We start from the raw sequence: 23,938 nt of genomic DNA on the forward strand, positions 1-23,938 counted from the left end.
GGCTACGCCCGCGTCGACGATGCCTCCGGCGGGGGCGGTGCCGTGGACTGTCGTACGACCAGTTCCGTGGCGAGTTCGATGTGGTGGGATTCGACGCGCTCGTTGTTCGCCAGGCGCAGCGCGGTACGGAGTGCGATGCCGCCCATCTCGCGCAGTGGCTGGCGCACGGTGGTGAGGGGCGGCGACGCCATCCGGGACAGGTGGGTGTCGTCGAAGCCGACCACGCTCAGGTCCTCGGGGATGCGCAGGCCGCGGGAGCGGGCCGCCTCGATGATGCCGAGGGCGATCTCGTCGTTGCCCGCGAAGAGCGCCGTCGGTGGTTCGTCCAGGTCGAGGAGTGCGGCGGCGCCGAGCAGGCCGGTGCGGTGGGTGAACTCGCCGTGCCGGACGTACGCGGAGGGAGTCGGGGCGCCCGCCGCCTCCAGGGCGGCGCGGTAGCCGTGCATACGGGCCTGGTTGCACACGGCCATGGTCGGCCCGCCGAGATAGCCGACGCGGCGGTGGCCGAGACGGAGCAGATGCTCGGTCGCGGCCAGGCCGCCGGCGAAGTTGGTGGCCCCGACGCTGTGGACCCGGTTGTGCGGCAGATGCAGCGGGTCGAGGACGACCAGCGGAAGCCCGGCCCTGGCCAACTCCCTGACATGCGTGGCCGTGTACATGCTGGTGACCGCTATCAGGGCGCGCCGTCCGGCCGACACGAGGTCCCGGGCCCAGTGCGGGGCGGGCGACGACACCTTGCTGATCACGACGGAGACGCCCAGTTCGGCGGCGGCCTCGATGATGCCCTCGAGCGCCTCGGCCGAGTACGTCTTGAGGTCGTTGTTGAACTGCACCTCGATCGTCAGGCTCCGGGCGGTCTCGGTGTACCGGAACACCGGGGCCAGGTACTCGTGCTGGCGCAGCAGTTCCTGCACCCGGGCGCGGGTGTGCGGCGCCACGTCACTGCGGTCGTTGACCACTTTCGACACGGTCGCCACGGACACCCCCGCCTCGCGGGCGATGGTCGCCAGGGTGGTGCGTCTAGCGTGCGGTGGCATCGGCTTCTTCCAGGGTTACGTCCACCGGCGTGGTGAGCCGCCGGTCGTGGCCGACCTCCCGGGTGGGGCCCGTCAATCGTACGGCAGCCCGGCAGGGCAGATGCTGCGACGAGGCGCCGACCTGCACCTCCACCTCGCCGGGCTCGACGATCCGGGTGAGAGCGCGGCCGGTGAACGCGGTCCGGTCGGCGTGCACCCTGAAGGCCACCCGCGCACTCGCCCCCGGGAGCAGCTCCACTTGTGTGAAGCCGGTCAACTGCCGCACAGGGCGGCTGACTTGGGCGACGGTGTCGCGCAGGTACAGCTGGACGACCTCGCGTCCCGGCCTGGCGCCGGTGTTGCGCACCCGTACCGACACCGTGAACTCGCCGTCGGTGGGGACGTCGTGCGCGCTCACGTGAAGGTCGTCGATCTCGAAGGTGGTGTACGAGCCGCCGTAGCCGAACGGGAACAGCGGTGTCGGGTCGACGCTGCTGATGCCCTGCGTGTGCGCGCCGAGGGGCGGTTGCAGGTACGTGCCGGGCTGGCCGCCGGGGCGGCGCGGAATCTGTACCGGCAGCCGCCCTGCCGGCTGGATGCGTCCCGACAGCACTCCGGCGATCGCCGCCGCGCCCTCCTGCCCCGGCATGAACGCCTGGACGAGCCCGGCGGACCGCGGATGCACCTCGCCCAGGGCGTACGGGCGGCCGGAGAGCACGACCACGACCACGGGCGTCCCGGTGGCGAACAGTTCCGCCAACAACTCCGCCTGTACGCCGGGCAGTTGCAGGTCCTCCACGTCGCATCCCTCGCCCGACGTGCCGTTGCCGAACAGGCCGGCGCGGTCGCCCACCACGGCGATGCACAGCTCCGCGTCGCGGGCCGCGGCCGCCGCCGCGGCGAAACCGGACCGGTCCTCCTCGCGCACGTCGCAGCCCGGCTCGAAGACGAGCTCGGTGTCCGGGAATTCAGCGCGCAGCGCCTCCACGACGGTCGGCGCCGAGATGCCGAGCGGCAGGCCGGGGTGGCGGGGCAGCACATGGTTCGGGAAGGCGTAACAGCCCATCAGGGTGCGCGCATCGGCCGCGCAGGGCCCCACCACGGCGACCCGGGCCGGCGCGGTGCGCCCCGCGCCGGCGTCGACCAGCGGCAGCGCGCTGCCCGCGTCGAGCAGGATCACGGACCGCTCGGCCAACTCGCGGGCCAGCTCCCGGTTCTCCGGCGAGTCCAGGTCCCTCGCCGCGGCCTGGGCGAGAGCACCCTCGGGTGTCCAGCCGGGGTCGAGGAGGCCCAACTCGACCTTCTGGGTGAGCAGTCGGCGTACCGCCCGGTCGAGCAGTGACTCGGGCAGCTCACCCCGTTCGACCCGTTCCTCCAGGTGACGGCCGTAGGTGAGCGTGTCCGGCAGCTCCACGTCGACGCCCGCGTCGAGTGCCAGGACGCCCGCTTCGCCGAAGTCGGCCGCCACCCCGTGCAGGCCGGCGAGGAACGCGAGCGACCCGTAGTCGGAGACGACCGTTCCGGTGAACCCCCACTCGTCGCGCAGCAGTTGCGTCAGCAGCCAGGGGTCGGCGCCAGCCGGGACGCCGTCGATGTCGGAGTAGGAGTTCATCACGGAGCGGGCGCCGCCCACCGCGATCGCGGTCTCGAACGGCGGCAGGATGACGTCCATCAGTTCGCGGCGGCCCATGGGCACGGGGCCGTGGTTGCGGGCACCGCGCGCGGCCGAGTACCCGGCGAAGTGCTTCAGCGTGGCGATGACGCCCGCGCCCTCCACCCCGCTGACGTACGCGGCACCGAGCATCGACACGAGGTAGGGGTCCTCGCCCATGGTCTCCTCGACGCGGCCCCATCGGTAGTCCCGCACCACGTCCAGGACCGGTGCGAGCCCCTGGTGCACACCGGCCGCGCGCAGGTCCCGCCCGATCACCCCGCCGAGGCGGCGCACCAGCTCCGGGTCGAAGGTCGCCGCCCACGCGAGCGGAGCGGGGTGGACGGTGGCGCCGTAGGTGTTGAACCCGGTGAGACACTCCTCGTGGGCCAGGGCAGGGATGCCGAGCCGCGACCCCTTGACGACGGTGTGCTGCTGCGCGACCAGGAGAGCGGCGCCCTCCTCCACGCTCACCGGACGGCTGCCGTACACCCGCGTGAGATGGCCGAGCCCGTCCCGCGCCGCCTCTTCGAGCGGAACGCGTCCCGCCTCCTCGAACACGGCCTCCATCGGGGCCACTTGAGGCCGCTCGGTCTCGCCGTCGCCGTCGGCGCCGATGTCGTCGTCGCCCGCTTCCTGCCCCATGAAGTTGCCGAGCCAACGGCTGCCGAGCTGCGCGACCTTCTCCGCCACTGTCATCTCGGCGAGCAGCGCCTCGACCCGGTCGGACACGGGCAGCGCCGGGTCCTGCCAGCGCGGCACGGCCTGCCCCGTCGCCGGAAGTGATTCAGCCGCGGACATCCGCATCCTCCTCTGTTACGGCCACAGGATCTCGAAATGTTTTCGAGATCCGCCGTGGCGTTCATGAGAGTCGTGTCCATCTGAAGCTAAGGGGAACTTCCTTGCGGCACAACGTTGTTGCGCATGCCTTGACAGCCCCCTGGCCGCTACCTAATTTGCATGCACGGGCTGAACGCTGACTGGATTTCGAAAAGTTTTCACGGCGGCTCATGAGTCGTCGGCGGCTCTCGAGTGCGGAGAACAGACATGGAAATCCCCCTCTCACGACGTCCCATCGCCAGACGGTCCGCCCTCGGCATCGCCGTCGGCGTTCCGCTTTCCGCGGCGCTCGCGGCCTGTGGATCGTCAGGGCCCTCCAAGAACGGTGCGGGCGGCAAGGGAGCCACGTACTGGTACCTGGGCGGTCAGCCCGACGAAGGCATCAGGAAGAACGTGGTGGATGCCTTCAACAAGGCCCACCCCAAGAGCCAGATCGCCGGCACCGCCTTCCAGAACGACGCGTTCAAGACGAAGATCAAGACCGCGATCGGTGCCGGGAAGGCGCCCACCATCATCAAGAGCTGGGGCGGCGGGACGCTGCGCAGCTACGTGGAAGCGGGCCAGGTCGAGGATCTGACCCCGTGGTTCGAGCAGCACCCCGAGGTCAAGAGCAAGCTCTTCCCCACCGCGTTCGCCGCGGCGACCGTGAAGGGCAAGATCTACGCGATGCCCGTCGAGCGGGTGCAGCCCATCGTCCTCTACTACAACAAGAAGGTCTTCGACAAGGTCGGCGTGGAGCCGCCGCAGTCGTGGGACGACATCATGTCCCTCGTGCCCAAGTTCAACGCCAAGGGCATCGCGCCGTTCTCCCTCGGCGGCCAGTCCCGCTGGACGAACATGATGTGGCTGGAGTTCCTCTTCGACCGCATCGGCGGGCCCGAGGTGTTCCAGGCCGTCTTCGACGGTGAGAAGAACGCCTGGTCCAACCCCGCCGCCATCAAGGCCCTGGGCATGGTGCAGGACCTCGTCAAGGCCAGGGGTTTCATCAAGGGCTTCTCGTCGATCACCGCCGACTCCAATGCCGACCAGGCCCTCCTGTACACCGGGAAGGCGGCGATGATGCTGCACGGCTCGTGGTCGTACGGCATCCAGAAGCAGGACGGCGGCGACTTCGTCTCCAGCGGCGGCCTGGGCTTCATGAACTTCCCGAGCGTCGAGGGCGGCAAGGGCGACCCGAGCAACACCGTCGGCAACCCTGGCGAGTACCTGTCCATCTCCTCGAAGGCCAGCGCCGACGAGAAGAAGGTCGCCAAGGAGTTCTTCGCCAAGGGCATGTTGCAGGACGCCGAGGTGAAGGCGTGGATCGACGGCGGCGGCGTCCCGATCAAGCTGGGCACGGAGAAGCTGCTCGCCGCCTCCAAGGACCACGAGTTCCTGCAGTTCACCTATGACGTCGCGACCAAGGCCAAGTCGTTCAGCCAGTCCTGGGACCAGGCGCTGAGCCCGACGGCGGCGGAGACGCTGCTCGACAACATCGTCAAGCTGTTCCAACTGTCCATCTCTCCCAAGCAGTTCGCCGCCAACCTCAACGAGGTCATCGGGACATGACCTCGCTCGCCACCCGTCCGCGCCGTCGCGGTCAGCGCGGCATCCTGCCGTGGCTGACCGTGCCGGCGCTGGTGCTCTTCGTGGGTTTCGCCGTCGTGCCGCTCGTCGGCGTCTTCGCGCTGTCCTTCACCTCCTGGGACGGCATCGGAGCCATCCACCCCTCGGGGCTCAGCAGTTGGCGGTCCGTGCTCACCAACCCCGACCTGCCGCATGCCGTGTTGGTGACGTTCGGGGTGATGATCGCGTCCTGGGCGTTCCAGACTCCGATGAGCATTCTGCTCGGTACGTTCATGGCGGGACGCCAGCGCTACCGGGCGCTGCTCGGGGTGGTGTACTTCATCCCGCTGCTGCTCAGCTCCGCCGCCATCGCCGTCGCGTACAAGGCGCTGCTCAATCCCAACTTCGGGCTCGGCGCCGGCCTTGGGATCGAGTCGCTGAGCAAGGACTGGCTGGGGCGGCCGGGACTCGCCTTCGGCGTCGTCATCTTCATCGTCTCCTGGCAGTTCGTCCCGTTCCACTCGCTGATCTACCAGGGTGGTGTGCAGCAGATTCCCAAGTCCCTCTACGAGGCGGCCCAGTTGGACGGAGCAGGGCGGATCCGGCAGTTCTTCAGCATCACGCTGCCGCAGCTGAAGTACACGATCATCACCTCGTCGACGCTGATGGTGGTCGGATCACTGACCTTCTTCGACCTGATCTACGTCCTGACCGAGGGCGGCCCCGGAGACGCCACCCGCGTCCTCGCACTCGACATGTACAAGCGGGGCTTCCAGGCCAACCTGATGGGCCAGGCCAGCGCCATCGCGGTCATCCTCGTCCTGGTGGGACTCGCCTTCGCCCTCCTGCTGCGCCGGCTCGGCGGCAAGGACGCCGCCGCGAGCCAGCTCGAGGGAGCGTGACATGACGACCACCCTGACCAAGACCCGGCGCCAGGAGCACACCACCGGCCACGAGCGCCGCCCACGCCGCCCCCGTCGCGCCGCCCAGCGCCGCAACTGGCTCGGCGGCCTGGCCGGCTGGCTCTGGCTCGTCGTGGTCGCCGTGCCCCTGTACTGGACGCTCATCACCAGCTTCAAGCAGCAGAGCACCTACTACGCGAGCAACCCGCTGGTCCCGTCCGGCGACCCCACGGTCGACAACTACCGCCTCGTCCTCGAATCCGACTTCGTCGGCTACTTCGTCAACAGCGTCGTGGTCACCGTCGGCGCGGTGGTGCCGGCGGTCGCGGTCTCCTTCATGGCCGCCTACGCGATCGTGCGCGGCGGACGTACGCGCTACCTGCGCGCGGTCAACGGCCTCTTCCTGATGGGCCTGGCCATCCCGCTGCAGGCGACCGTGATCCCGCTCTACCTGATCATCATCAAGCTGCACCTGTACGACAGCCTGCTGGCGCTGGTCCTCCCGTCGATCGCCTTCGCCATCCCACTGTCCGTCCTCGTCCTCGCCAACTTCATCCGCGACGTGCCCAAGGAACTGTTCGACTCGATGCGGGTCGACGGCGCTACCGAGTGGGGCACCCTGTGGCGCCTCGCGGCCCCGCTCACCCGCCCCGCCATCCTCACCGTGACCATCTTCAACGCGCTCTCCATCTGGAACGGGTTCCTGCTCCCGCTGATCCTCACGCAGAGCCCCGACAAACGGACCCTGCCGCTCGCACTGTGGACCTTCCAGGGCCAGTACGGAGTCAACGTCCCCGCCGTCCTCGCCGCCGTCGTCCTCACCACGCTGCCGATCCTCATCCTGTACGCGTTCGGCCGCCGCCAACTGCTCAGCGGCCTGACGGCCGGGTTCAGCAAGTGACTGGCTTCGTGACATGGTCGGCGACGTCGCCGGAGTCCGGACTCTTCCGTTCGGCAGAGAGTTGCTCAGGCTGGGGATCTTTGTCGGACCACTTCGACGAGCTGCGTTCCCTGGGGCAGGGCTATGTCGAGGTCCGTCCCCCGAAAGGGGACTTCCCGATGCTGAGCCTGGCCTTCCGGGGGGATCGGGCGGTCGTCCATCGGATGGGCAGCCCTGAGCAGATGTTCCTGCTCGCGGGAGACGGCACCGTGCCCTCGGACGCTGAAGTCGAGGTACCGATCATGGACGACCTCGCCGTTTTCACGGGCGACTTCGTTCTGGACATCGATCACGCGTGGAGCCGGCTGCACGCCTTCACCCGGGCCTGGGACGTGGGGCCTCCGGAGGTGTGGTGTGAGCTGTAGCCGAGACCCTGTTCCCGACTGGCGACAGGCGGGACGACCTGACCGGGGCGCTGTGGGGGTCTAGGACCTGCTCCACCCCGTCGTGCCGGAGTACGCGTCGATCAGGTCCACCACGAAGACGAGCGTGGAGCCCGGCGGGATCGACGATGAAGGCGACTGGTTGCCGTAGGCGAGGCGCGGGGGAACGATGAGTTCGCGGCGGCCGCCGACCTTCATGCCCTTCACCCCTCGGTCCCAGCCCTTGATGACCCTGCCGCCGCCCACGGCGAACTTGAACGGCTCGCCCCGGTCCCAGGAGGAGTCGAACTCCTTGCCGGATGCGAAGGTCACCCCGACGTAGTGCACCCGGACGACCATGCCGGGTTTCACCTCGGGCCCGTCGCCGACGATCAGGTCCCGGACGGTCAGCTCGGGGGGAGCGTCGCCTTCGGGGACGTCGACCTTTGGCTTTGTTCGTTCGCTCATTGCCGTTTCGTTCCTCTCCGCGGCCTACGCCGGTTCCGTCAGATGCCGCCACGTCCGCACCAGCTGGCTGAACTCCTTGACCTGGACGAGGACATGCTCGCGCGCCTCCTCCTCCGCCTTCTCCGCCGCGCCCGCGGTGATCGCGTCGGCGATCGCCCGGTGTTCCGCGAGGGAGCGTCGCATCCGGTCCGGCACCCTCAACTGGAGCCGGCGGTACGGCTGGAGGGCTCGCTTGAGGGCGTGTGACTGCTGGCGCAGGTACTCGTTGCCGCAGGAGTCGTAGACGACGGCGTGGAAGCGGGCATTGGCGTAGTAGTAGCGGTCCGCGTCGCCCGCGTGTGCGTGCTCCTCGCACTCGCGCAGCGCCGCCTCCAGTTCATCGAGGGCCTCGCGCTCGATGCGGCGCGCCGAGAGCCGTGCCGCCATGCCCTCCAGCTCCGCCATCACCTCGAACCGCTCGGCCAGTTCGGGCACGCTCAGCTCGGTGACGTACGTGCCCTGTTTGGGGCGGATCTGGACGAGACCGGACCGCTCCAGGGCTTGCAGCGCCTCGCGGACCGGTGTGCGCGAGCAGCCGAACTCCCGCTCCAGCTGCGCCGGGTCAAGGCGCTCGCCGGGGCGGTACCGACCGTCCACCACCGCGTTCTCCAGGGCGTCACGGACACGCCTGGCCTCCGGTACTCGAGCCATGTCCACCTCCGAAGGCCCAGGTTATCCGCCCGCTCCAGGGGGTAGCGCGGGTCGCTTCCGTCATCTACGGTTCCAGCGTCGTCGACGTTATATACATCACGGCCTCAGATGGATATTAAGGGCCACGGCATCTCCGGGATCAGGAATCGACGCAGGGAGGGCACGGATGGAACCGCACGACGAGCGGCCCGACGGCTGGCTGCTGACCGATCTGTACCGGGCCCTCGGGCACCGGAGCGGCACAACTCATGGCCGGGACACGCCGCTGGAACAGCTCATGGCCGCGTGTGAAGTCCTGATGAGCGACGTCGGCGAGGCCTCCGTGCGGGCCGTCGCGGCCCGTGCCCTCGCCGCGTACGACGCACTCGACGACGACGGCAGACTCGCCTTCTTCGCCCACATCACCACGACGTACGACGCCGATGCCGACGCGGTTCGCGCCGCCTATCGCCGCTGGGAGGGCGCCCGCGCCGCCGGCTCCCAGGGGGAGAGCGAGCTGGTCGGCCTCTTCGACGCCGTCGAACCGGCCCGCCAGCAACTGCTGCGCCGTATGAACCACGCCCCCGACGCCACCCTCGCCCTCGTGCACATGCGTGCCGATCTACGTCGCCTGCTGCGCGCGCACCCCGACCTGCGTCCCCTTGACCACGACTTCCACCACCTGCTCACCTCCTGGTTCAACCGGGGCTTCCTGCGGATGCGGGAGGTGACGGTTCACTCGCCGCCCGCTCTGTTCCGGCATCTGCTGGCCGGTGAGCGGGTGCACCCGATGGCGTCCGAGGCCGAACTGCGCCGCCGCATCGAGCCCGCGGACCGCCGCGTCTACGCCTTCTTCCACCCGGCCACCGGCGACGTGCCGCTGATCTTCGTGGAGGTCGCCCTCGTGCGGGGGCTGCCCGACCGCATCGCCCCGCTGCTCGAACCGGGCCCCGCGCTCAGCCCCGCCGACGCGGACACGGCGGCGCTCTACTCCATCAACAACGCCCTCGACGGACTCGCCGGAGTCTCCTTCGGCAGCTTCCTCATCAAGCAGGTCATCGAGCAAGTCGGCGAGCAGCTCCCGCACTTGACGCAGTTCGCGACCCTGTCGCCCATCCCCGGATTCCGCGCTTGGCTGGAGGAGCGTGCCGCCCATGAGGGTGAACTTCGTTCACTCGTCGCCGAGTTGAGTGATCGGACTGCGGCCCTCGCGGCTGCCGAGCGGATCCGTCCGCGCCTCCTTGACGCCCTCGCCCGCTACATCACCGTCGAACGCCGCCCCGACGGCCGGCCCCTCGACCCGGTCGCCCGCTTCCACCTCGGTAACGGGGCCGCCGCCTGGCAGCTCGACTGGCCGGCCAACGGCGCGCCCGAAGCCTGGGAGCAGTCCTACGGGGCGATGATCAACTACCGCTACGAACCGGACGAGTTGGAGCGCCGCCACGAGGACTTCGTGCGCCGCCGCACCGTCGCGGTCGGCGGCCCCCTCGAAGGCGCAGGAACGAAGGAAGGAACCACCACTCCCATGGACCCGATTCAGGACCCGACGGATCCGCATCCGTATGCCACCGTTCACCAGGCCTTCGTCGCGCAGGCCGGCGTGCGGCCGGACAAGGTGCTCTTCGAGTTGCCCGGCGGCCGGTCCGTTACCTATCGCGAGACCGCCGATCTGGTCCGGCGCATCGCCGCGCGCCTCGTCGCCGACGGGGTGACGCCCGGCGACCGCGTCGCCATGCAGGTCGACAAGTCGCCCGAGGCCATCGCCCTCTACCTCGCGACGTTGCAGATCGGCGGCGTCTTCCTGCCGCTCAACACCGCCTACACCGGCACCGAGATCGACTACTTCATCGGCGACGCCCAGCCGCGCGTCCTTGTCTGCGCGCCGCAGCGCCACCCCGATCACGCGCACCGGCAGGGCGCGGACCTCGTCGTCGAGACCCTCGGCACGGTGGGCGACGGCAGCCTGCTCGAAGGCCGTCCCGACGAGCGCCACGACGACGTGTACGAGGCGGCGGCCGGCGACCCCGCGGCCATCCTCTACACCTCCGGCACCACCGGCCGCTCCAAGGGCGCCGTCCTCACGCACGAGAACCTCGCCTCCAACTGCCGTGCTCTGCTGGACTCCTGGCGGTTCACCTCCGAGGACCGGCTGATCCACGCGCTGCCGATCTTCCATGTGCACGGCCTGTTCGTCGCCGCCAACATGGTGCTCACCTCGGGCGCCTCGATGTACTACCTGCCGAAGTTCGACGCGGACGCCGTGGCCGAGTTGCTGCCGCGCGCCACCGTGCTCATGGGCGTACCCACCTTCTACACACGCCTGCTCCAGCACGAGAAGGTCACCCCGGAGACCTGCGCCGGCATGCGTCTGTTCGTGTCCGGTTCGGCTCCGCTCCTGGCCGCCGACCACGAGGCGTTCGAGGCCCGCACGGGGCACGCCATCCTCGAGCGCTACGGCATGACCGAGACCGGCATGAACACCACCAACCCGTACGAGGGCGGGCCCCGCAAGCCCGGCACCGTCGGCAAGGCGCTGCCGGGCACCGAGATCCGTGTCGTGGACGCCGAGACCGGCAAGCCGCTGCCGGACGGTGAGGTGGGCAGCGTCGAGGTCCGTGGCCCCAACGTGTTCGCCGGGTACTGGCGGATGCCGGAGAAGACCGCGTCCGAGTTCCGCGAGGACGGCTTCTTCATCACCGGCGACCTCGGTCTCATCGACGAGGACGGCTACCTCTGCATCTCCGGCCGCGGCAAGGACCTCATCATCTCCGGCGGCTTCAACGTGTACCCGAAGGAGATCGAGACCCTGCTCGACGCCCAGCCGAGCGTCCTGGAGTCCGCCGTGATCGGCGTCCCGCACCCGGACTTCGGCGAGACGGTCGTCGCCGTCGTCGTCCCCGCGCCGGGCCGGCAGCCCCAGGAGCGCGAGCTGATCGACTCCATCGCGGGCGACCTCGCCCGCTTCAAGCATCCGCGCGCGGTCCGCGTCGTGGCAGCCCTGCCGCGCAACGTCATGGGCAAGGTCCAGAAGGCCGAACTCCGCAAGCGGTACGCGGACTTGTTCGCCGCCTCCTGAGCCACCTCACCACCCCGTCCCCGTCCCCTCACGTGCTCTCTTACTCACTTTCCCGGTCTCTCGATGTGGAGTAGACGATGGTTCTCTATGGAGTGGCAGCGCTGGCGGTGTGCATGCTGGCGGGCACGCTCGTCGGCGAGTACCTCGGCCAGGCGCTCGGCGTCGACGCCAATATCGGCGGCGTCGGTTTCGCCATGGTCCTGCTGGTGTTCGTGACGCACTGGCTGCGCCAGAAGGGGAAGTTCCCCGAGGCGAGCCGGCAGGGCGTGCTCTTCTGGAGCGCGATGTACATCCCGATCGTCGTCGCGATGGCCGCCACGCAGAACGTGCGCAAGGCGGTCACCGGCGGTCCGATGGCCCTCCTGGCGGGCCTTGTCGCGCTCGTCGCGGGCTTCGCCCTGGTACCGGTGGTCGCGCGGATCGGCGGGCCGGGGCAGCCGTTCCCGGAGTCCGACGACGGACCGGCACAAGAGGAGCCCGCCGAGGCGCTCACCCCCGAGAAGAAGGGCTCCTGACATGGACGTGTTCGTCTCGGTGTGCAAGGACAACGGGCTCATAGTGGCCTTCGCCCTGGTGGGTACGTTGATGCTGGTCTCGGGGTGGATCTCCGGGAAGCTGACCCGCGGGCGGCTTCAGGGCTCCGCCATCGCCATCGTGCTCGGCCTCGCGCTCGCCTACTGGGGCGGCTCGGTGACCGGGGGATCGGCGGGCGTCTCCGACATCGCGGCGCTCTCCGGCATGAGCGTGATGGGCGGCGCGATGCTGCGGGACTTCGCCATCGTCTCCACGGCGTACGGCGTCGACCTGAAGGAGATCAAGAAGGCGGGCCCGGCCGGCGCCCTGTCGATCCTGCTGGGCGTCGTCGTCTCCTTCGTGGCCGGCGCCGTCGTCGCCGCGCTCTTCGGCTACCGCGACGCGGCTTCGCTCGCCACCATCGGCGCGGGCGCGGCCACGTACATCGTCGGGCCCGTCACGGGCACGGCGGTAGGCGCCAGTTCGGAGGTGATCGCGCTGTCGGTGGCCGCCGGTCTGGTCAAGTCCGTGGTGGTGATGGTGGGCACGCCGCTCGTCGCCCGCCTGATCGGGCTGAACAACCCCAAGTCGGCGATGGCCTTCGGCGGCCTGCTCGGCACCACCTCCGGGGTGGCCGGCGGTCTCGCGGCCACCGACAAGCGGCTCGTCCCGTACGGCGCGATGACCGCCACCTTCTACACGGGCGTCGGCTGCCTTCTCGGCCCCTCGCTGTTCTACGTGTCGCTGCGGGCGCTCGTCGGCGGCTGACCCCGAGCCCCGGGTCAGGGACGGCTCCGCGGTGCGCGCAGCACGAGCAGAGTGATCTCGCTGGGGGCGAAGACGCGGAACGGCGGGCCCCAGAAGCCGGTGCCGCGGCTGGTGTAGAGAAGGGTGCGGGCGCCGTGCCGGGTGAGGCCGGCGAGGGCCGGCTGGTCGATGCGGACCAGGTGGTGGAAGGGCCAGATCTGGCCGCCGTGGGTGTGGCCGGAGAGCTGGAGGTCGACGCCTCCGGCCGCGGCCTCGTCGACGAACTTCGGCTGGTGGGCCAGGAGCAGGACGGGCAGTCGGGGGTCGGCGCCGTCCAGGGCTCCGGCGAGGCTCGCGCCGTGCCCGGACAGGCCGGAGGACTCGGCGGTCACGTCGTCCACGCCGGCGACCACGAGGGTGTCCCCGCCGCGTTCAAGGAGGAGGTGGCGGTTGCGCAGCGGCTCCCAGCCCAGCTCGGCCATCAGGTCGACCCAGCCCTGGGCCTCGCTGTAGTACTCGTGGTTGCCGGTGACGTAGACGCGGGCGCGGGTGGCCCGCACCGTGCCGAGCGGGGCGGCCTGGGCGCGGCGGCGTTCGGCCGTGCCGTCCGCGATGTCGCCGGTGTGGCAGACCAGGTCGGCGTCCAGGGTGTTCACCGTCTCGCACACCCGCGCCGACCAGCGGGCCCGGTCGAGCGGCCCGTAGTGGGTGTCGGTGATGAGGGCGACGCGCGTGCCGTCCAACCCGGCGCCCAGGCGCGGGAGTTCGACGTCGAGGCGGCGTACCCGCGGCACCCGGCGCGCCTCGGTGTAGCCCCAGACGAGCAGAACGGCGGCCGTGCCGAGCACCGCCCACGTGACGATCCGGGCCCGCTCCTGGCCGTCCCCGACGCCGGCCGCGGTCAGGGCGAGCCGCAGGACGACGCCGAGCAGGACGGACCAGGTGAACAGGATCCAGCTGCCGCCCAGGAGCGCGTCCCCGACGATCGCGGCGCGGTCCTGCTGCCGGCGGCCGTGGCCGCGCATCATCGCGACCGGCATACCGAACAGGCCGAGCGCGAACAGGGCGGTGCCGGCCAGGGCGACGGGGAGCGGCCAGTTCTGGCCGGCGTACAGCAGGACCCAGCACGGCACGGTCCACAGCAGGACCGGGGCGATGAGCGGGAGGTAGCGCATCAGGCGGCGCAGCCGGTTCGGGCGGGCCGGCGCCGGGGCCGCGTCGTCGGCGGGTCGGGTCTCGCTGGTGTCGGTCACATCTCCCCTTTGAACCCTTGAACCTCTGAACCCTTGAGCTTCTGAAGCTTTGAACCCTTGAACCCTTGAATCTTTGGAGCTTTGAAGCGCCGGGGCTGCCGTCGCGGGCACTGTATCCGGTGGCCGTGTTGCCGTGGTTGTTTCATGGGCTGTAACAATGCATGCTCACATACTGATCGGTATCCGCGACCCCCCAGGAGCACCAACGTGACCGGCAGCACGACGCCCACTTCCCGCGCGGCCCAGATACTTTCCCGCCCGATCCAGCTGGGCGGTCTGACCGTCCCCAACCGGATCGCGATGGCGCCGATGACCCGGATGTTCTCGCCGGGCGGCATCCCGGACGCCGCCGTGCGCTCGTACTACGCGCGCCGCGCCGCCGCCGGGGTCGGCCTGATCGTCACCGAGGGCACGTACGTCGGACACGAGTCGGCCGGGCAGAGCGACCGCGTGCCGCGCTTCCACGGCGAGGAGCAGCTCGCGGGCTGGGCGAAGGTCGCCGAGGACGTCCACGCGGCGGGCGGCACGATCGTCCCGCAGCTGTGGCACATCGGCATGGTCCGCAACCAGGGCGAGCCCCCGTACCCCGAGGCCCCGGCCGTCGGCCCCTCCGGCCTGGCGACCGCGGGCGCCGAGGTCACCGGCAAGGCCATGACGCAAGCGGACCTCGACGACGTCGTCGCCGCGTTCGCACAGGCCGCCGCGGACGCCGAGCGCATCGGATTCGACGGCGTGGAGCTGCACGGCGCCCACGGCTACCTGCTCGACCAGTTCCTGTGGGCGGGCACCAACCGGCGCACCGACGCCTACGGCGGCGACCCGGTCGCCCGGACGAAGTTCGCCGCGGAGATCATCGCGGCCGTGCGCGAGAAGGTCTCCCCGGACTTCCCGATCCTGTTCCGCTACTCGCAGTGGAAGCAGCAGGACTACAAGGCCCGGCTCGCCGAGACGCCCGAGGAGCTGGAGGCCGTCCTGACCCCGCTCGCCGCGGCCGGCGTCGACGTCTTCCACGCCTCGACCCGCCGCTACTGGCTGCCCGAGTTCGAGGACTCGGACCTCAACCTGGCCGGCTGGACGAAGAAGATCACCGGCAAGCAGGTCATCAGCGTCGGCTCGGTCGGTCTCGACGGCGACTTCATCAAGGGATTCCTGGGCGAGGGCTCCCCGGTCAAGGGCATCGACAACCTCCTCGACCGCATGGAGGCCGAGGAGTTCGACATGGTCGCCGTCGGACGCGCGCTGCTCCAGGACCCCGAGTGGGCGGCGAAGGTCCTCGCCGACCGCTTCGACGAGCTGAAGCCGTACGACGCCGCCGCGCTGAAGACGCTCAGCTGACCCGGCACTGATCACGCGGGCGCCGCGATCTCGTGCGCCAGGCTCTCGCGCAGCGCGGTGAGCCTGGCGATCTCCGCGTCGAGCGCGGCGAGCCGCTGGTCCACGACCCCTCGTGCGGCGCCGGGCTCGGGCGCGGAGCACCGGCGCCCGGGCTGCGCGAGCAACAGGTCGATGCGGTCGGCGCACGCTCGGACGTCCGCGACGGTCAGTCCGAGCGCGAGCAGCCGGCGCACCACCCGGATACGGGCCATGTCCCGTTCCGTGTAGTCCCGTTGGCCCGACGCGGTGCGCCGCGGCGGGGGCAGGAGCCCTCGCTCCTCGTAGAAGCGCAGGGCGCGCGGGGTGGTGCCGGCGGCTGCCGCCGCGTCGCCGATCCGCATCCGGGGCCTCCCTCTCCGCACCGCGTGCGGTCAGACTTCCACCACCAGGGTTCCGAAGTGCCGGCCCTGTTGCAGTTCCTGCAACGCCGACGGGCCGCTTTCCATGCCCGCGAGCACCGTGTACGGGAAGACGATCCGCCCGGCACGCAGCCAGCCGGCGAACCGCTCCCGCCACTCCTCCTCCACGCCGGGATGGTCGGCGGTCTGATAGCCGAGCAGCGACACCGAGCGCTTGACCAGGGCGAACGTGTCGATCACCGTCGGCGAACTCCCACCCGACAGCGCCGGATCGAACTGCCCCGCCAGAGCGCCGACCACGGCGACCCGCGCGCCGGGGCGCGTCAACTCCAGGGCCGCGGTGAGCTGTTCACCGCCCACGTTGTCCACGATCACGTCGTACCCGTCCGGGGCGGCCTCGGCGAGCGAGCCGCTGCCGGGGTCGCCCGGCACCACCACGGCGTCGTATCCGAGTTCATCCCGCAGCCGCGCCGCCTTGCCCGGGCTGCGGGTGGTGCCCACGACCCGGGCCGCGCCGAGCAGCCGCGCGATCTGCCCCGCGAGGGAACCGACGCCGCCGGCCGCGCCGGTCACCAACACGGTCTCGCCTTCCCGCAGTTGGGCGAGGCGGGTCAGCGCGCCATAGGCGGCCGACGCCGTGGACAGCAGCGCCACCGGGTCGGGATGCCCCTCGGGCACGGCCTGTACGGCATCCGCGTCGACCACCGCGTACTCCCGCCACCCCCGCATGTGCGTGACGAGGGCGCCGGTGCGTACGTCCGTGACGCCCGGCCCCGCCGCCACCACCTCGCCGAGCGCCGGCCCGAACAGGGTCTCGCCGGGCTTCAGCGGCGGGAACGGGAAGTCCTTCGCCTCGGCCGAGACGAGGGTGCGCAGTCCCGGGAAGACCAGGAAGTGCCGGTTGCGGACGAGGAGTTGACCGGATCCGGTGGGCGGGACCGGGGCGTCGGCGACGGTGAAGTGTTCCGGTCCCGGCAGGCCGGTGGGCGTGGCGGCCAGACGGATCTCGCGGCCGGTGGACGGTACGGGCATGGCAAACCTCCGGGGTCCGGGGTGGCTGGGCAGGCCCGGACGCTAACCTCTGACGTGCGGGTGAGGGGCAAGCCGCGTACGACGAAGCCCCTGGCGCCGTGCGCCAGGGGCCCGAAGCCGGCGGTGAGGAGAGCGAGGAGGCTATTTCTTAGCAGGAAAGGGTGAGAAGGAAGCCTCTTCATGGCCTCACCGGCCTGGGTCGAGGAGAGCGAAAGGGCTAGGTGGCAAACCCCCGCGAGGGTGGGATCGAGAAGGAAGCCCCTTCATGGCCTCGACCTGCTGAACGCTAGCAGTCACTCGGGGATCACGTCGCGCAGATTTTCCGGGGTGAGGATGCGCGACCCGGGGTGCAGCCCCTCGGGGCGCCGCATCCCGAGATAGGTGACCGGGCCGTCCGGGACGCTCTCGCCGTCCCACACGGTCACGTCCGCGTCGTCGCGCAGGCCGAGCAGCCAGCGCACGGTCAGCTGCTCCCGCTCGACGATGCCGCGCGCCAGCGCCTCCACCGTCACCCGGGTCTCCTCGACGCGGTTCGCGGCCGGCATGCCCTTGAGGTACAGGTGCAGCCAGTGCGCGTGCCAGCGGCCGTCCTCGTCGCGCCGGAACACGAGCGGCAGCGCCACCCGCCCGGGGCCGCGCAGATCCGACTTCATTCGCACGGTCCGCGGTTCGAACGGGCGCCCCTTCTGCTCGCCCTCGCGCAGCATGAACCCGAAGAACGACTCCTCCACGTCCATGAAGCCCTCGCCGGAGAACACCAGGACCTGCGGCACGACGAACGCCCCGCGCACCGCCCCGAGCCTCAGCTCGATGAACTCCGAGGCCCCTTCCGGAGCTTCGACGATGTCTCCCGAGTGCCGGCCCTCGACGTCCGTCAGCTGGGTGTACGAGAGCCAGGTCACCTGCTCGTAGTTCTCGTCCAGGATCACCGCGGACAGGTCGTAGTCGGTGGTCTGCCGGTGCTGCTTCCAGTACACGAAGAACCGCAGCAGCTCGCCCTCGACCGGGGAGACCGAGCCGCGCGGCAGGACGCCGAGCCCGGACGAGACCGCCTTGCCGCTGAGCGGCAGCGCGACATCGAGGACGTCCGGGTCGACGAGCACCGGACCGGTCACCGGCAGCCGGCGGGCGATCTCCGCGTCGAGCAGCGCGATCAGCCGCTCCTTGGCGGTTTCCGGCAGCGCGGGGCGGGTGTCCGGCGTGACCCAGGCGCGGCCGCGCCGGTTGATGAACACCCGGCGCACGCCGTCCTGTTCGAGCCGGTCTCCCCGGTTGAGGAGATGCTGACGCACCGAGAGCAGGACCCGCCCGGCGGTCCGCGGGGCGGCCTTCTCGACGCCGGCGAGGACCGTCTCGTACTCCTCGTCCGCGCGGGCGGAGCGCACCAGGCGGTCCACGGACCGCAGCAGCACACCCGGCGCGGACTCCAACAGCCTTACCGCTTCGGTGAGTTCACCGCGGCCGAGCAGTTCCTCGGTCCGGCTCGCGAAGGACCGTACACGCTGCTCACCGCGGGCCACCGCGAACACCTCGGCGGCAGACGGGAATTGCGGGTACTCGTGCGGGTGCAGGCGCTCGCCGAGCCGCTTCCACGCCTCCCTGTGCGCCGCCACGTCGGCGAGCTTCGCGGGCGCCGCGGCGACCACCGTGTCCAGGCCGGCGAGCAGCGCACGGCGCACGGGCCGCGACAGTTTCACGAACCGGGTGGGCTCCAGGAGGGACACGTCGCCGTCCGCCAGCGCGCAGGCCAGACGCAGCACATCGGTCACCGTGTCGAGGATCGGGCCCGAACCCGCCCGCAGACGAGCCCTGTTGATCACCGCGCGGTTCTCGCGCACCGGGATCTCGTCGGGCTGCGGGCCGTCCACGCAGTGCGTCGCCAGTGCGTCGAGGTCCCGCAGGTGCTCCTCGCCGAGCGGCGTGCGGCTGCCCGCGAGCGTCAGATACAGCTCGCCGACCTCGTCCGCCGCGTCCCCGCCGAGGTGAAGGACCGTCATCCGGTCGCCGGCCGCCGCGATCAACTCCTCGTGGTGGCCGAGCATGTCGGCGTACGTGTGCTGGTAGCGCCCGTACGACGGCAGCGTCAGGAGATTCACGACACCGTTGCTCAGCTGCTTGAGGGTGCCCTCGCGGGCGTCGTCGTCGGCAAGAGCCTCGCGGATGCACCCCATCCAGAAGTCCAGGGTGTCCGGCACGTTCGCGGGGAAGTCGATGAAGTACGTGTTGTGCCGCACATGGTCGCCGACCAGCTCGCGCACCGTGGACAGGGTCCGCACGGCGACATCGACCACCGCGCCTTCGGACAGCCCGGCCAGTCGCTCCAGGAGCGGGGCGGACAGCTTGAAGCCCACGGACATCAGCGCGGCGTCGAACTGCCGCGCGGCGACGGCACCGTCACCGGCCGCGCCCTCGGGGGCGGGCAGACGGTGCGTGTGTCGGACGACCAGATGTTCGAGAGGGTGAACCATGCGGGAATGGTGACAGAGCGGTACACGCGGGTGCACGTGGGTTTTTCGGCAGGGTGCCGGGTGCTGCCGGGGCAACGGGGCCGGCCGCGGCGCGCGGTGACGCACCGTCAGGCGTCACCGCGCACCCGGCGCCGGGTCAGTCCTGCATCGGCCGCAGCGCGAGCCCCTCGGTCCCCGCCCAGTAGCTGACGCGCGCGCCGTCGCTGACGACGGCCGGCTTTTCGAGGACGGCCGGGAAGTCGTGCGACGTGTCGGTGCCGTCGCCCGAGACCAGGCGGACGACGAAGGTGTCGGTGGAGCCCTCGTCGTAGGGGCCCTTGGCGGTGCGCAGACCGGCCCAGGCGGCGTCGCCCGGTGCCAGGACCAGCGTCTCGGTGTCGGCGGTGTCCTTGTCGGGCTGCACGCTGGAGGTGGAGCCCGGCTTGTCGTTGAGCCAGACCTGCGGGTACTCGTTCATCGCGCACTTGTGGTCGGACCGGTTGGTGAGCGAGAGCGCGTAGAGGGTGTTCTTGCTGCCGTCGTCCGGGGTGCGCGGCTCGGCGGAGAGCGCCGACAGGTCCTCGGGGCCGCAGTCCGGGTACGTGGTGCCGTTGCCGCCGCCCGTCTCACCGCTGTCGCCGCTCTGGCCGGCGCCCTGGGAACGGTCGTCGGAGCCGGTCCCCGTCCCGCTGTCCGTCGAACTCGCGGACGCCTTGGGGGAGGAGGCCGACGAGGACGGCGTGGCGGAGGCCGACGTGGTCGCGCCCGCCTTGTCGTCCTTGTCGTCCGGCTGGCACGCGGCGGTGCTCAACAGTGCGGCGGCCACGGCCGCCGAGGCGAGCGCGCCGCGCAGGGCCTGCCGTCTACGTGAGCCCGTTCCCGTGGTGATGCTGTTCATGTTCCGCTCCTGGTCCCCCGAGGCCGGTCGCGGTGACCGGCCCGCATGTCGTTGGCGAAGTCATTCTGCTCACCGTGATCAGCGTTCTCACCTCGAAGGACGAGTTGTTACGAGTCCCGGACGAGCCCGTGGCAAAGCGACCGGGGGCCGGCTGTCGGGCAGGGCTGGCTCCGTCCGGCGAAATGGTTTTGAATCAGCGGGAACCTTCGACCGTCTGCCGGACACGAACAGGGCATGGAACTGAAAGACGCTGACCCCGCCGTACCGGTCGGAGGGATGTCCGACCGGGAGCTGTGGGCGCGGGCCGTGGCCGGCGACCGGGAGGCGTTCGGCCGGATCTTCGACCGGCACGCCAAGGCCGTCTACAACTACCTGTTCCGGCGCACGGCGGACTGGTCGGAGGCCGAGGACCTCACGTCGACGGTATTCATGCACGCCTGGCGCCGGCGCTCGGAGACGGTCCTCGACCGCGAGTCGGCGCTGCCCTGGCTGCTGGGCATCGCCGACCGCCTCGCGTCGAACACCAGACGGCGGCTGAGACGTGCCGAGGCGCTGTTCCACCGGCTCGTCTCGCACGACGAGCCGGTGGGCGACCACGCGGAGCGCGTCGCCGTCCGGATCGACGACGAACGCAGGATGTCGGAGATCCACCGGGCGCTTGCCCGGCTGCCGCGCCACGAACGCGAGGTCGTCGAGCTCTGCGTGTGGTCGGGCCTGGACCAGCAGGCGGCCGCGCACGCGCTTGGGGTGGCGGTCGGAACGGTGAAGTCCCGGCTGCACAGGGCGCGGCGGAGGCTGGGGGCCGACCTTCTCGGCCCGGCCGCCGTCGCGGCGTCGATCGGTTCCGGTAACCCCGTCAACGCGGAGGACGTCGCACGATGAACGACATGCAGGGCATTCCTGCGGCTCCTTCCGACCGTGATCTGCCGGACCACCGGCGGACCCGTGAGGAGCTACTGATGCAGATCGGCCGAGAGAAGAAGCAGGACCGTCCGGACCGCCTCGACCGTCGGGACAGCGAGGAGCCTTCGGCTTCGCTGCGCCGCCGGTGGGGGGTGCCCGCCGGGGTCGCCGCCGGTGTGGTGGGGGTGAGTGTGGCCGCCGTGGCCGCCTTCGGCGGAGCGGGGGACACGAAGCAGGAGGTCGGCGAGCCCGCGGGGAACCCGAGCCGGCCGGCCACGTCGCCGAGTGCGAAGGCGGGGACGGACTCCCCGTCGGCCGACGAGAAGTCCGCCTCCTACGCGTTCACCATCACCGGCGCGCGGACGACCCCGATCGACAAGGCGACGACCGCCAGGATCCTCGCCTCCTGCCTCGGCGCGGACGCCGCGCAGTTCCGCGCGGTGATCGCGGAGCGCGCCCCGCTCGCCGCGAAGACCAGTGACGGCCTCGTCGTCGCCGTCAACTCCGCGGGCCAGTACGCGCAGTGCGGGACGAAGGGAGACACGGGCAGCAGCCAGGCCCACCCGCCCACGTTCATCAACGACCGCCTCTGGGGCACCGGGCGGATCATCTCGTACTTCGACTCGACCATGGAGACCGACGGCGCGGGGCACTTCCTGATGGTCGGCGCCGGGCACTACACCTCCGACGTCGCCAAGGTCACCATCAGCTTCGGCGACAAGAAGAAGGAGTACCCGGCGGTGATGGCCGACGGCGCCTTCGCGTACGCCGCCGCCGTCACCCCCGACACGCCCCCCGGCCCGCACTACGCGGGCCCGAACGCCAACGTCCACGCCTACGACGCGGCCGGCAAGGAGATCTACAGCCAGAAGAAGGACCCGCAGTTCACCGACGGGCAGTGATCCCTGGTCAGAGCAGGAACCCCGCGGGGAACGGGTCGCTCGGGTCCAGGTGGAACTGGGACGTGCCCGTCACCCAGGCGCGGCCCGTGATCGACGGCAGCACGGCGGGCAGCGGACCGACCGTGGTCTCGCCGAGGAGCCGGCCCGTGAAGCGCGTCCCGATGAACGACTCGTTCACGAAGTCGCGGCCGAGGGGCAGTTCGCCGCGCGCATGCAGCTGGGCCATGCGCGCGCTGGTGCCGGTGCCGCAGGGGGAGCGGTCGAACCAGCCGGGGTGGATGGCCATCGCGTGCCGTGACAGCTCGGCGGTCGAGCCGGGGGCCTTGAGGTAGACGTGGTGGCACCCGGTGATGTCGGCACGCTCCGGGTGCACGGGCAGCGCCCGCTCGTTCACCGCCTCCATGATCCTCAGGCCGGCGGCGAGCAGGTCGCCGGCCCGGGAGCGGTCGAACGGCAGGTCCAGGTCGGCCAGTTCGACGATCGCGTAGAAGTTCCCGCCGAAGGCCAGGTCGTAGCCGACCTCGCCGAAGCCGGGGACCTCGACCTTCTGGTCGAGGGCGTACGCGAACGACGGGACGTTCTCGATCGTGACGGCGGTGGCCGCGCCGTCCGTCACGGCCACCGACGCCACGACGAGTCCGGCCGGGGTGTCGAGCCGGATCGTCGTGACCGGCTCGACCACCGGCACCATCCCGGTCTCGACGAGCACGGTCGCCACCCCGATCGTGCCGTGCCCGCACATCGGCAGCAGCCCCGAGACCTCGATGAACAGCACGCCGTAGTCGGCGTCGGGCCGGGTCGGCGGCTGGAGGATCGCACCGCTCATCGCGCCGTGCCCGCGCGGCTCGTACATCAGGAGCGTACGGATGTCGTCCTGATGCTCCATGAAGTGCAGCCGGCGCTCGGCCATCGTGGCGCCGGGGATCGTGCCCACCCCGCCGACGACGACCCGGGTGGGCATGCCCTCGGTGTGCGAGTCGACCGCATGGAACGTGCGCCGGGACCTCACTTGTACCCCTTGGCGAGCACGGCCTCGGTGTCGGCCGTGATGCGGTCGGCCAGCTCGGGGGCGAGCGGCAGGCGCGGCGGGCGGCACGGACCGCCCTTCATCCCCGCGACGTCCATGGACAGTTTGATCGACTGGACGAACTCGGTCTTCGAGTCCCAGCGCAGCAGCGCGTGCAGATCGCGGTAGACCGGCAGCGCCCTGGCCAGATCGGCGGGGTCGCCCGAGGTGGCCAGGCGGTACAGCTCGACCGTGCTCTCGGGGATCAGGTTCGGATACCCGGCGATCCAGCCCGTCGCTCCCGCGAGACCGAGTTCGAGCAGAACGTCGTCGGCGCCCACCAGCAGATCGAGTTCCGGAACCAACTCCCTTATCTGGTACGCCCGTCGGACGTCGCCTGAGAACTCCTTCACGCCGACGATCGTGCCCTCGTGGTACAGCTCGGCGAGCAAGTCCGGCGTCAGGTCGACCTTGGTGTCGATCGGGTTGTTGTACGCGACGACCGGCAGCCCCGCCTTGGCGACCTCGCGGTAGTGCCCGACGACGGCGGCGCGCTCGGCGCGGAAGGCGTTCGGCGGCAGCAGGAGCAGCGACGTGGCCCCCGCCTCTGCGGCCTGCTCGGCCCAGCGGCGGGCCTCCAGCGCGCCGTACGCGGCGACCCCCGGCATGACACCGAACCCGTCGGGGGCCGCCTCCACCGCCGTCTCCACGACACGGGCCCGCTCCTGCGGGGTGAGCGTCTGGTACTCGCCGAGCGAGCCGTTGGGCGTCACCCCGTCGCAGCCGCCCGCGGCGAGGAACCGTACGTGCGCGGCGAACGCGTCGTAGTCGACCGAGAGATCGTCGTGAAAGGGCAGCGCCGTCGCGACATGGACACCGTGCCAGGGCGTGGCGGGGTCGAGCATGCGGAGTCTCCTTGTGAAAGGGCGGCCTTGGGGTACGGACGGTCAGTGGTATGTGCTATTGCACTGGCGTGCTGGGCCGACCCTAGAGGCGTGCTCGGCGTCCGGGCAATGGGGCGTCGGCGGAATTCGC

Annotated in this window: 21 protein-coding genes; 10 read left to right on the forward strand and 11 right to left on the reverse strand. The window is 70.8% G+C overall.

The window, feature by feature from the left end; all coding sequences use genetic code 11:
- Nucleotides 1-2: 2 nt before the first annotated feature.
- Nucleotides 3-1,037, reverse strand: a complete 1,035-nt coding sequence (locus AB0L37_RS21525; RefSeq protein WP_365507607.1) for a LacI family DNA-binding transcriptional regulator — start codon at nt 1,035-1,037, stop codon at nt 3-5.
- Nucleotides 1,021-3,468, reverse strand: coding sequence for a glycoside hydrolase family 3 N-terminal domain-containing protein (locus AB0L37_RS21530; protein WP_365507610.1), 2,448 nt, complete (start codon nt 3,466-3,468; stop codon nt 1,021-1,023). Before AB0L37_RS21530 ends, AB0L37_RS21525 begins: the two co-directional genes overlap by 17 nt.
- A gap of 246 nt (nt 3,469-3,714) precedes the next feature.
- Between AB0L37_RS21530 and AB0L37_RS21535 the strand changes: the two genes are divergently transcribed.
- The 4 genes from AB0L37_RS21535 (at nt 3,715) to AB0L37_RS21550 (ending at nt 7,259) form a co-directional block, all read left to right on the forward strand.
- A complete protein-coding gene (locus tag AB0L37_RS21535; RefSeq protein ID WP_365507612.1) occupies nt 3,715-5,055 on the forward strand; it encodes an extracellular solute-binding protein in 1,341 nt (446 codons plus the stop codon).
- Complete coding sequence (locus AB0L37_RS21540) at nt 5,052-5,954, forward strand: sugar ABC transporter permease (RefSeq protein WP_365507615.1); 903 nt, start codon at nt 5,052-5,054, stop codon at nt 5,952-5,954. The genes AB0L37_RS21535 and AB0L37_RS21540 overlap by 4 nt, the downstream gene beginning before the upstream one ends.
- A gap of 1 nt (nt 5,955) precedes the next feature.
- A complete protein-coding gene (locus AB0L37_RS21545) occupies nt 5,956-6,855 on the forward strand; it encodes a carbohydrate ABC transporter permease (RefSeq protein ID WP_365507618.1) in 900 nt (299 codons plus the stop codon).
- A gap of 158 nt (nt 6,856-7,013) precedes the next feature.
- Entirely contained in the window at nt 7,014-7,259 is a 246-nt protein-coding gene (locus AB0L37_RS21550; RefSeq protein WP_365507620.1) for a hypothetical protein, read from the forward strand.
- A 60-nt stretch (nt 7,260-7,319) separates the two neighbouring features.
- Here the strand turns inward: AB0L37_RS21550 and AB0L37_RS21555 are convergent, their stop codons facing one another.
- Nucleotides 7,320-7,724: an FKBP-type peptidyl-prolyl cis-trans isomerase gene (locus AB0L37_RS21555; protein WP_365507623.1), complete on the reverse strand. Its 405-nt coding sequence runs from the start codon at nt 7,722-7,724 to the stop codon at nt 7,320-7,322.
- Between the two features lie 24 nt (nt 7,725-7,748).
- The gene (locus tag AB0L37_RS21560; RefSeq protein WP_365507626.1) at nt 7,749-8,414 is read right to left on the reverse strand and encodes a GntR family transcriptional regulator; all 666 of its coding nucleotides are present in this window, start codon (nt 8,412-8,414) and stop codon (nt 7,749-7,751) included.
- A gap of 166 nt (nt 8,415-8,580) precedes the next feature.
- Between AB0L37_RS21560 and AB0L37_RS21565 the strand changes: the two genes are divergently transcribed.
- From AB0L37_RS21565 to madM, 3 genes are all read left to right on the forward strand, one after another.
- Entirely contained in the window at nt 8,581-11,469 is a 2,889-nt protein-coding gene (locus AB0L37_RS21565) for an AMP-binding protein (RefSeq protein WP_365507629.1), read from the forward strand.
- 77 nt (nt 11,470-11,546) lie between these two features.
- Nucleotides 11,547-11,984, forward strand: coding sequence for a malonate transporter subunit MadL (gene madL / locus AB0L37_RS21570; protein ID WP_365507631.1), 438 nt, complete (start codon nt 11,547-11,549; stop codon nt 11,982-11,984).
- Nucleotide 11,985: 1 nt separating this feature from the next.
- Entirely contained in the window at nt 11,986-12,750 is a 765-nt protein-coding gene (gene madM / locus AB0L37_RS21575) for a malonate transporter subunit MadM (RefSeq protein ID WP_365507634.1), read from the forward strand.
- 14 nt (nt 12,751-12,764) lie between these two features.
- Here the strand turns inward: madM and AB0L37_RS21580 are convergent, their stop codons facing one another.
- A complete protein-coding gene (locus AB0L37_RS21580; RefSeq protein ID WP_365507637.1) occupies nt 12,765-13,982 on the reverse strand; it encodes a metallophosphoesterase in 1,218 nt (405 codons plus the stop codon).
- A 207-nt stretch (nt 13,983-14,189) separates the two neighbouring features.
- Here AB0L37_RS21580 and AB0L37_RS21585 point away from each other — a divergent pair, with 207 nt between their 5' ends.
- Nucleotides 14,190-15,317: an NADH:flavin oxidoreductase gene (locus tag AB0L37_RS21585; RefSeq protein ID WP_365507640.1), complete on the forward strand. Its 1,128-nt coding sequence runs from the start codon at nt 14,190-14,192 to the stop codon at nt 15,315-15,317.
- An 11-nt stretch (nt 15,318-15,328) separates the two neighbouring features.
- Here the strand turns inward: AB0L37_RS21585 and AB0L37_RS21590 are convergent, their stop codons facing one another.
- The 4 genes from AB0L37_RS21590 to AB0L37_RS21605 all read right to left on the reverse strand — a co-directional run bounded on the left by AB0L37_RS21590 (nt 15,329) and on the right by AB0L37_RS21605 (nt 20,092).
- Complete coding sequence (locus AB0L37_RS21590; RefSeq protein ID WP_365507643.1) at nt 15,329-15,697, reverse strand: MerR family transcriptional regulator; 369 nt, start codon at nt 15,695-15,697, stop codon at nt 15,329-15,331.
- A 30-nt stretch (nt 15,698-15,727) separates the two neighbouring features.
- A complete protein-coding gene (locus AB0L37_RS21595; protein WP_365507645.1) occupies nt 15,728-16,747 on the reverse strand; it encodes an NADP-dependent oxidoreductase in 1,020 nt (339 codons plus the stop codon).
- A gap of 293 nt (nt 16,748-17,040) precedes the next feature.
- The gene (locus AB0L37_RS21600; RefSeq protein ID WP_365507647.1) at nt 17,041-19,215 is read right to left on the reverse strand and encodes a hypothetical protein; all 2,175 of its coding nucleotides are present in this window, start codon (nt 19,213-19,215) and stop codon (nt 17,041-17,043) included.
- A gap of 136 nt (nt 19,216-19,351) precedes the next feature.
- Nucleotides 19,352-20,092 carry a DUF4232 domain-containing protein gene (locus AB0L37_RS21605; protein ID WP_365507650.1) on the reverse strand — a complete coding sequence of 247 codons (741 nt, stop codon included), beginning with the start codon at nt 20,090-20,092 and terminating at the stop codon, nt 19,352-19,354.
- A 234-nt stretch (nt 20,093-20,326) separates the two neighbouring features.
- Here AB0L37_RS21605 and AB0L37_RS21610 point away from each other — a divergent pair, with 234 nt between their 5' ends.
- Both AB0L37_RS21610 and AB0L37_RS21615 read left to right on the forward strand, forming a co-directional pair.
- Nucleotides 20,327-20,974, forward strand: coding sequence for a sigma-70 family RNA polymerase sigma factor (locus tag AB0L37_RS21610; RefSeq protein ID WP_365507652.1), 648 nt, complete (start codon nt 20,327-20,329; stop codon nt 20,972-20,974).
- A gap of 77 nt (nt 20,975-21,051) precedes the next feature.
- On the forward strand, nt 21,052-21,897 hold the full coding sequence (locus tag AB0L37_RS21615; RefSeq protein ID WP_365507655.1) for a hypothetical protein: 846 nt from the start codon (nt 21,052-21,054) through the stop codon (nt 21,895-21,897).
- Nucleotides 21,898-21,904: 7 nt separating this feature from the next.
- On the opposite strand, the gene AB0L37_RS21620 is transcribed toward AB0L37_RS21615, so the two are convergent.
- Both AB0L37_RS21620 and AB0L37_RS21625 read right to left on the reverse strand, forming a co-directional pair.
- A complete protein-coding gene (locus tag AB0L37_RS21620; protein WP_365507658.1) occupies nt 21,905-22,906 on the reverse strand; it encodes a proline racemase family protein in 1,002 nt (333 codons plus the stop codon).
- On the reverse strand, nt 22,903-23,808 hold the full coding sequence (locus AB0L37_RS21625) for a dihydrodipicolinate synthase family protein (RefSeq protein ID WP_365507661.1): 906 nt from the start codon (nt 23,806-23,808) through the stop codon (nt 22,903-22,905). Before AB0L37_RS21625 ends, AB0L37_RS21620 begins: the two co-directional genes overlap by 4 nt.
- Nucleotides 23,809-23,938: the final 130 nt, after the last annotated feature.

This window comes from Streptomyces sp. NPDC052225, assembly GCF_040679615.1.
Classification (GTDB): Bacteria; Actinomycetota; Actinomycetes; order Streptomycetales; family Streptomycetaceae; genus Streptomyces.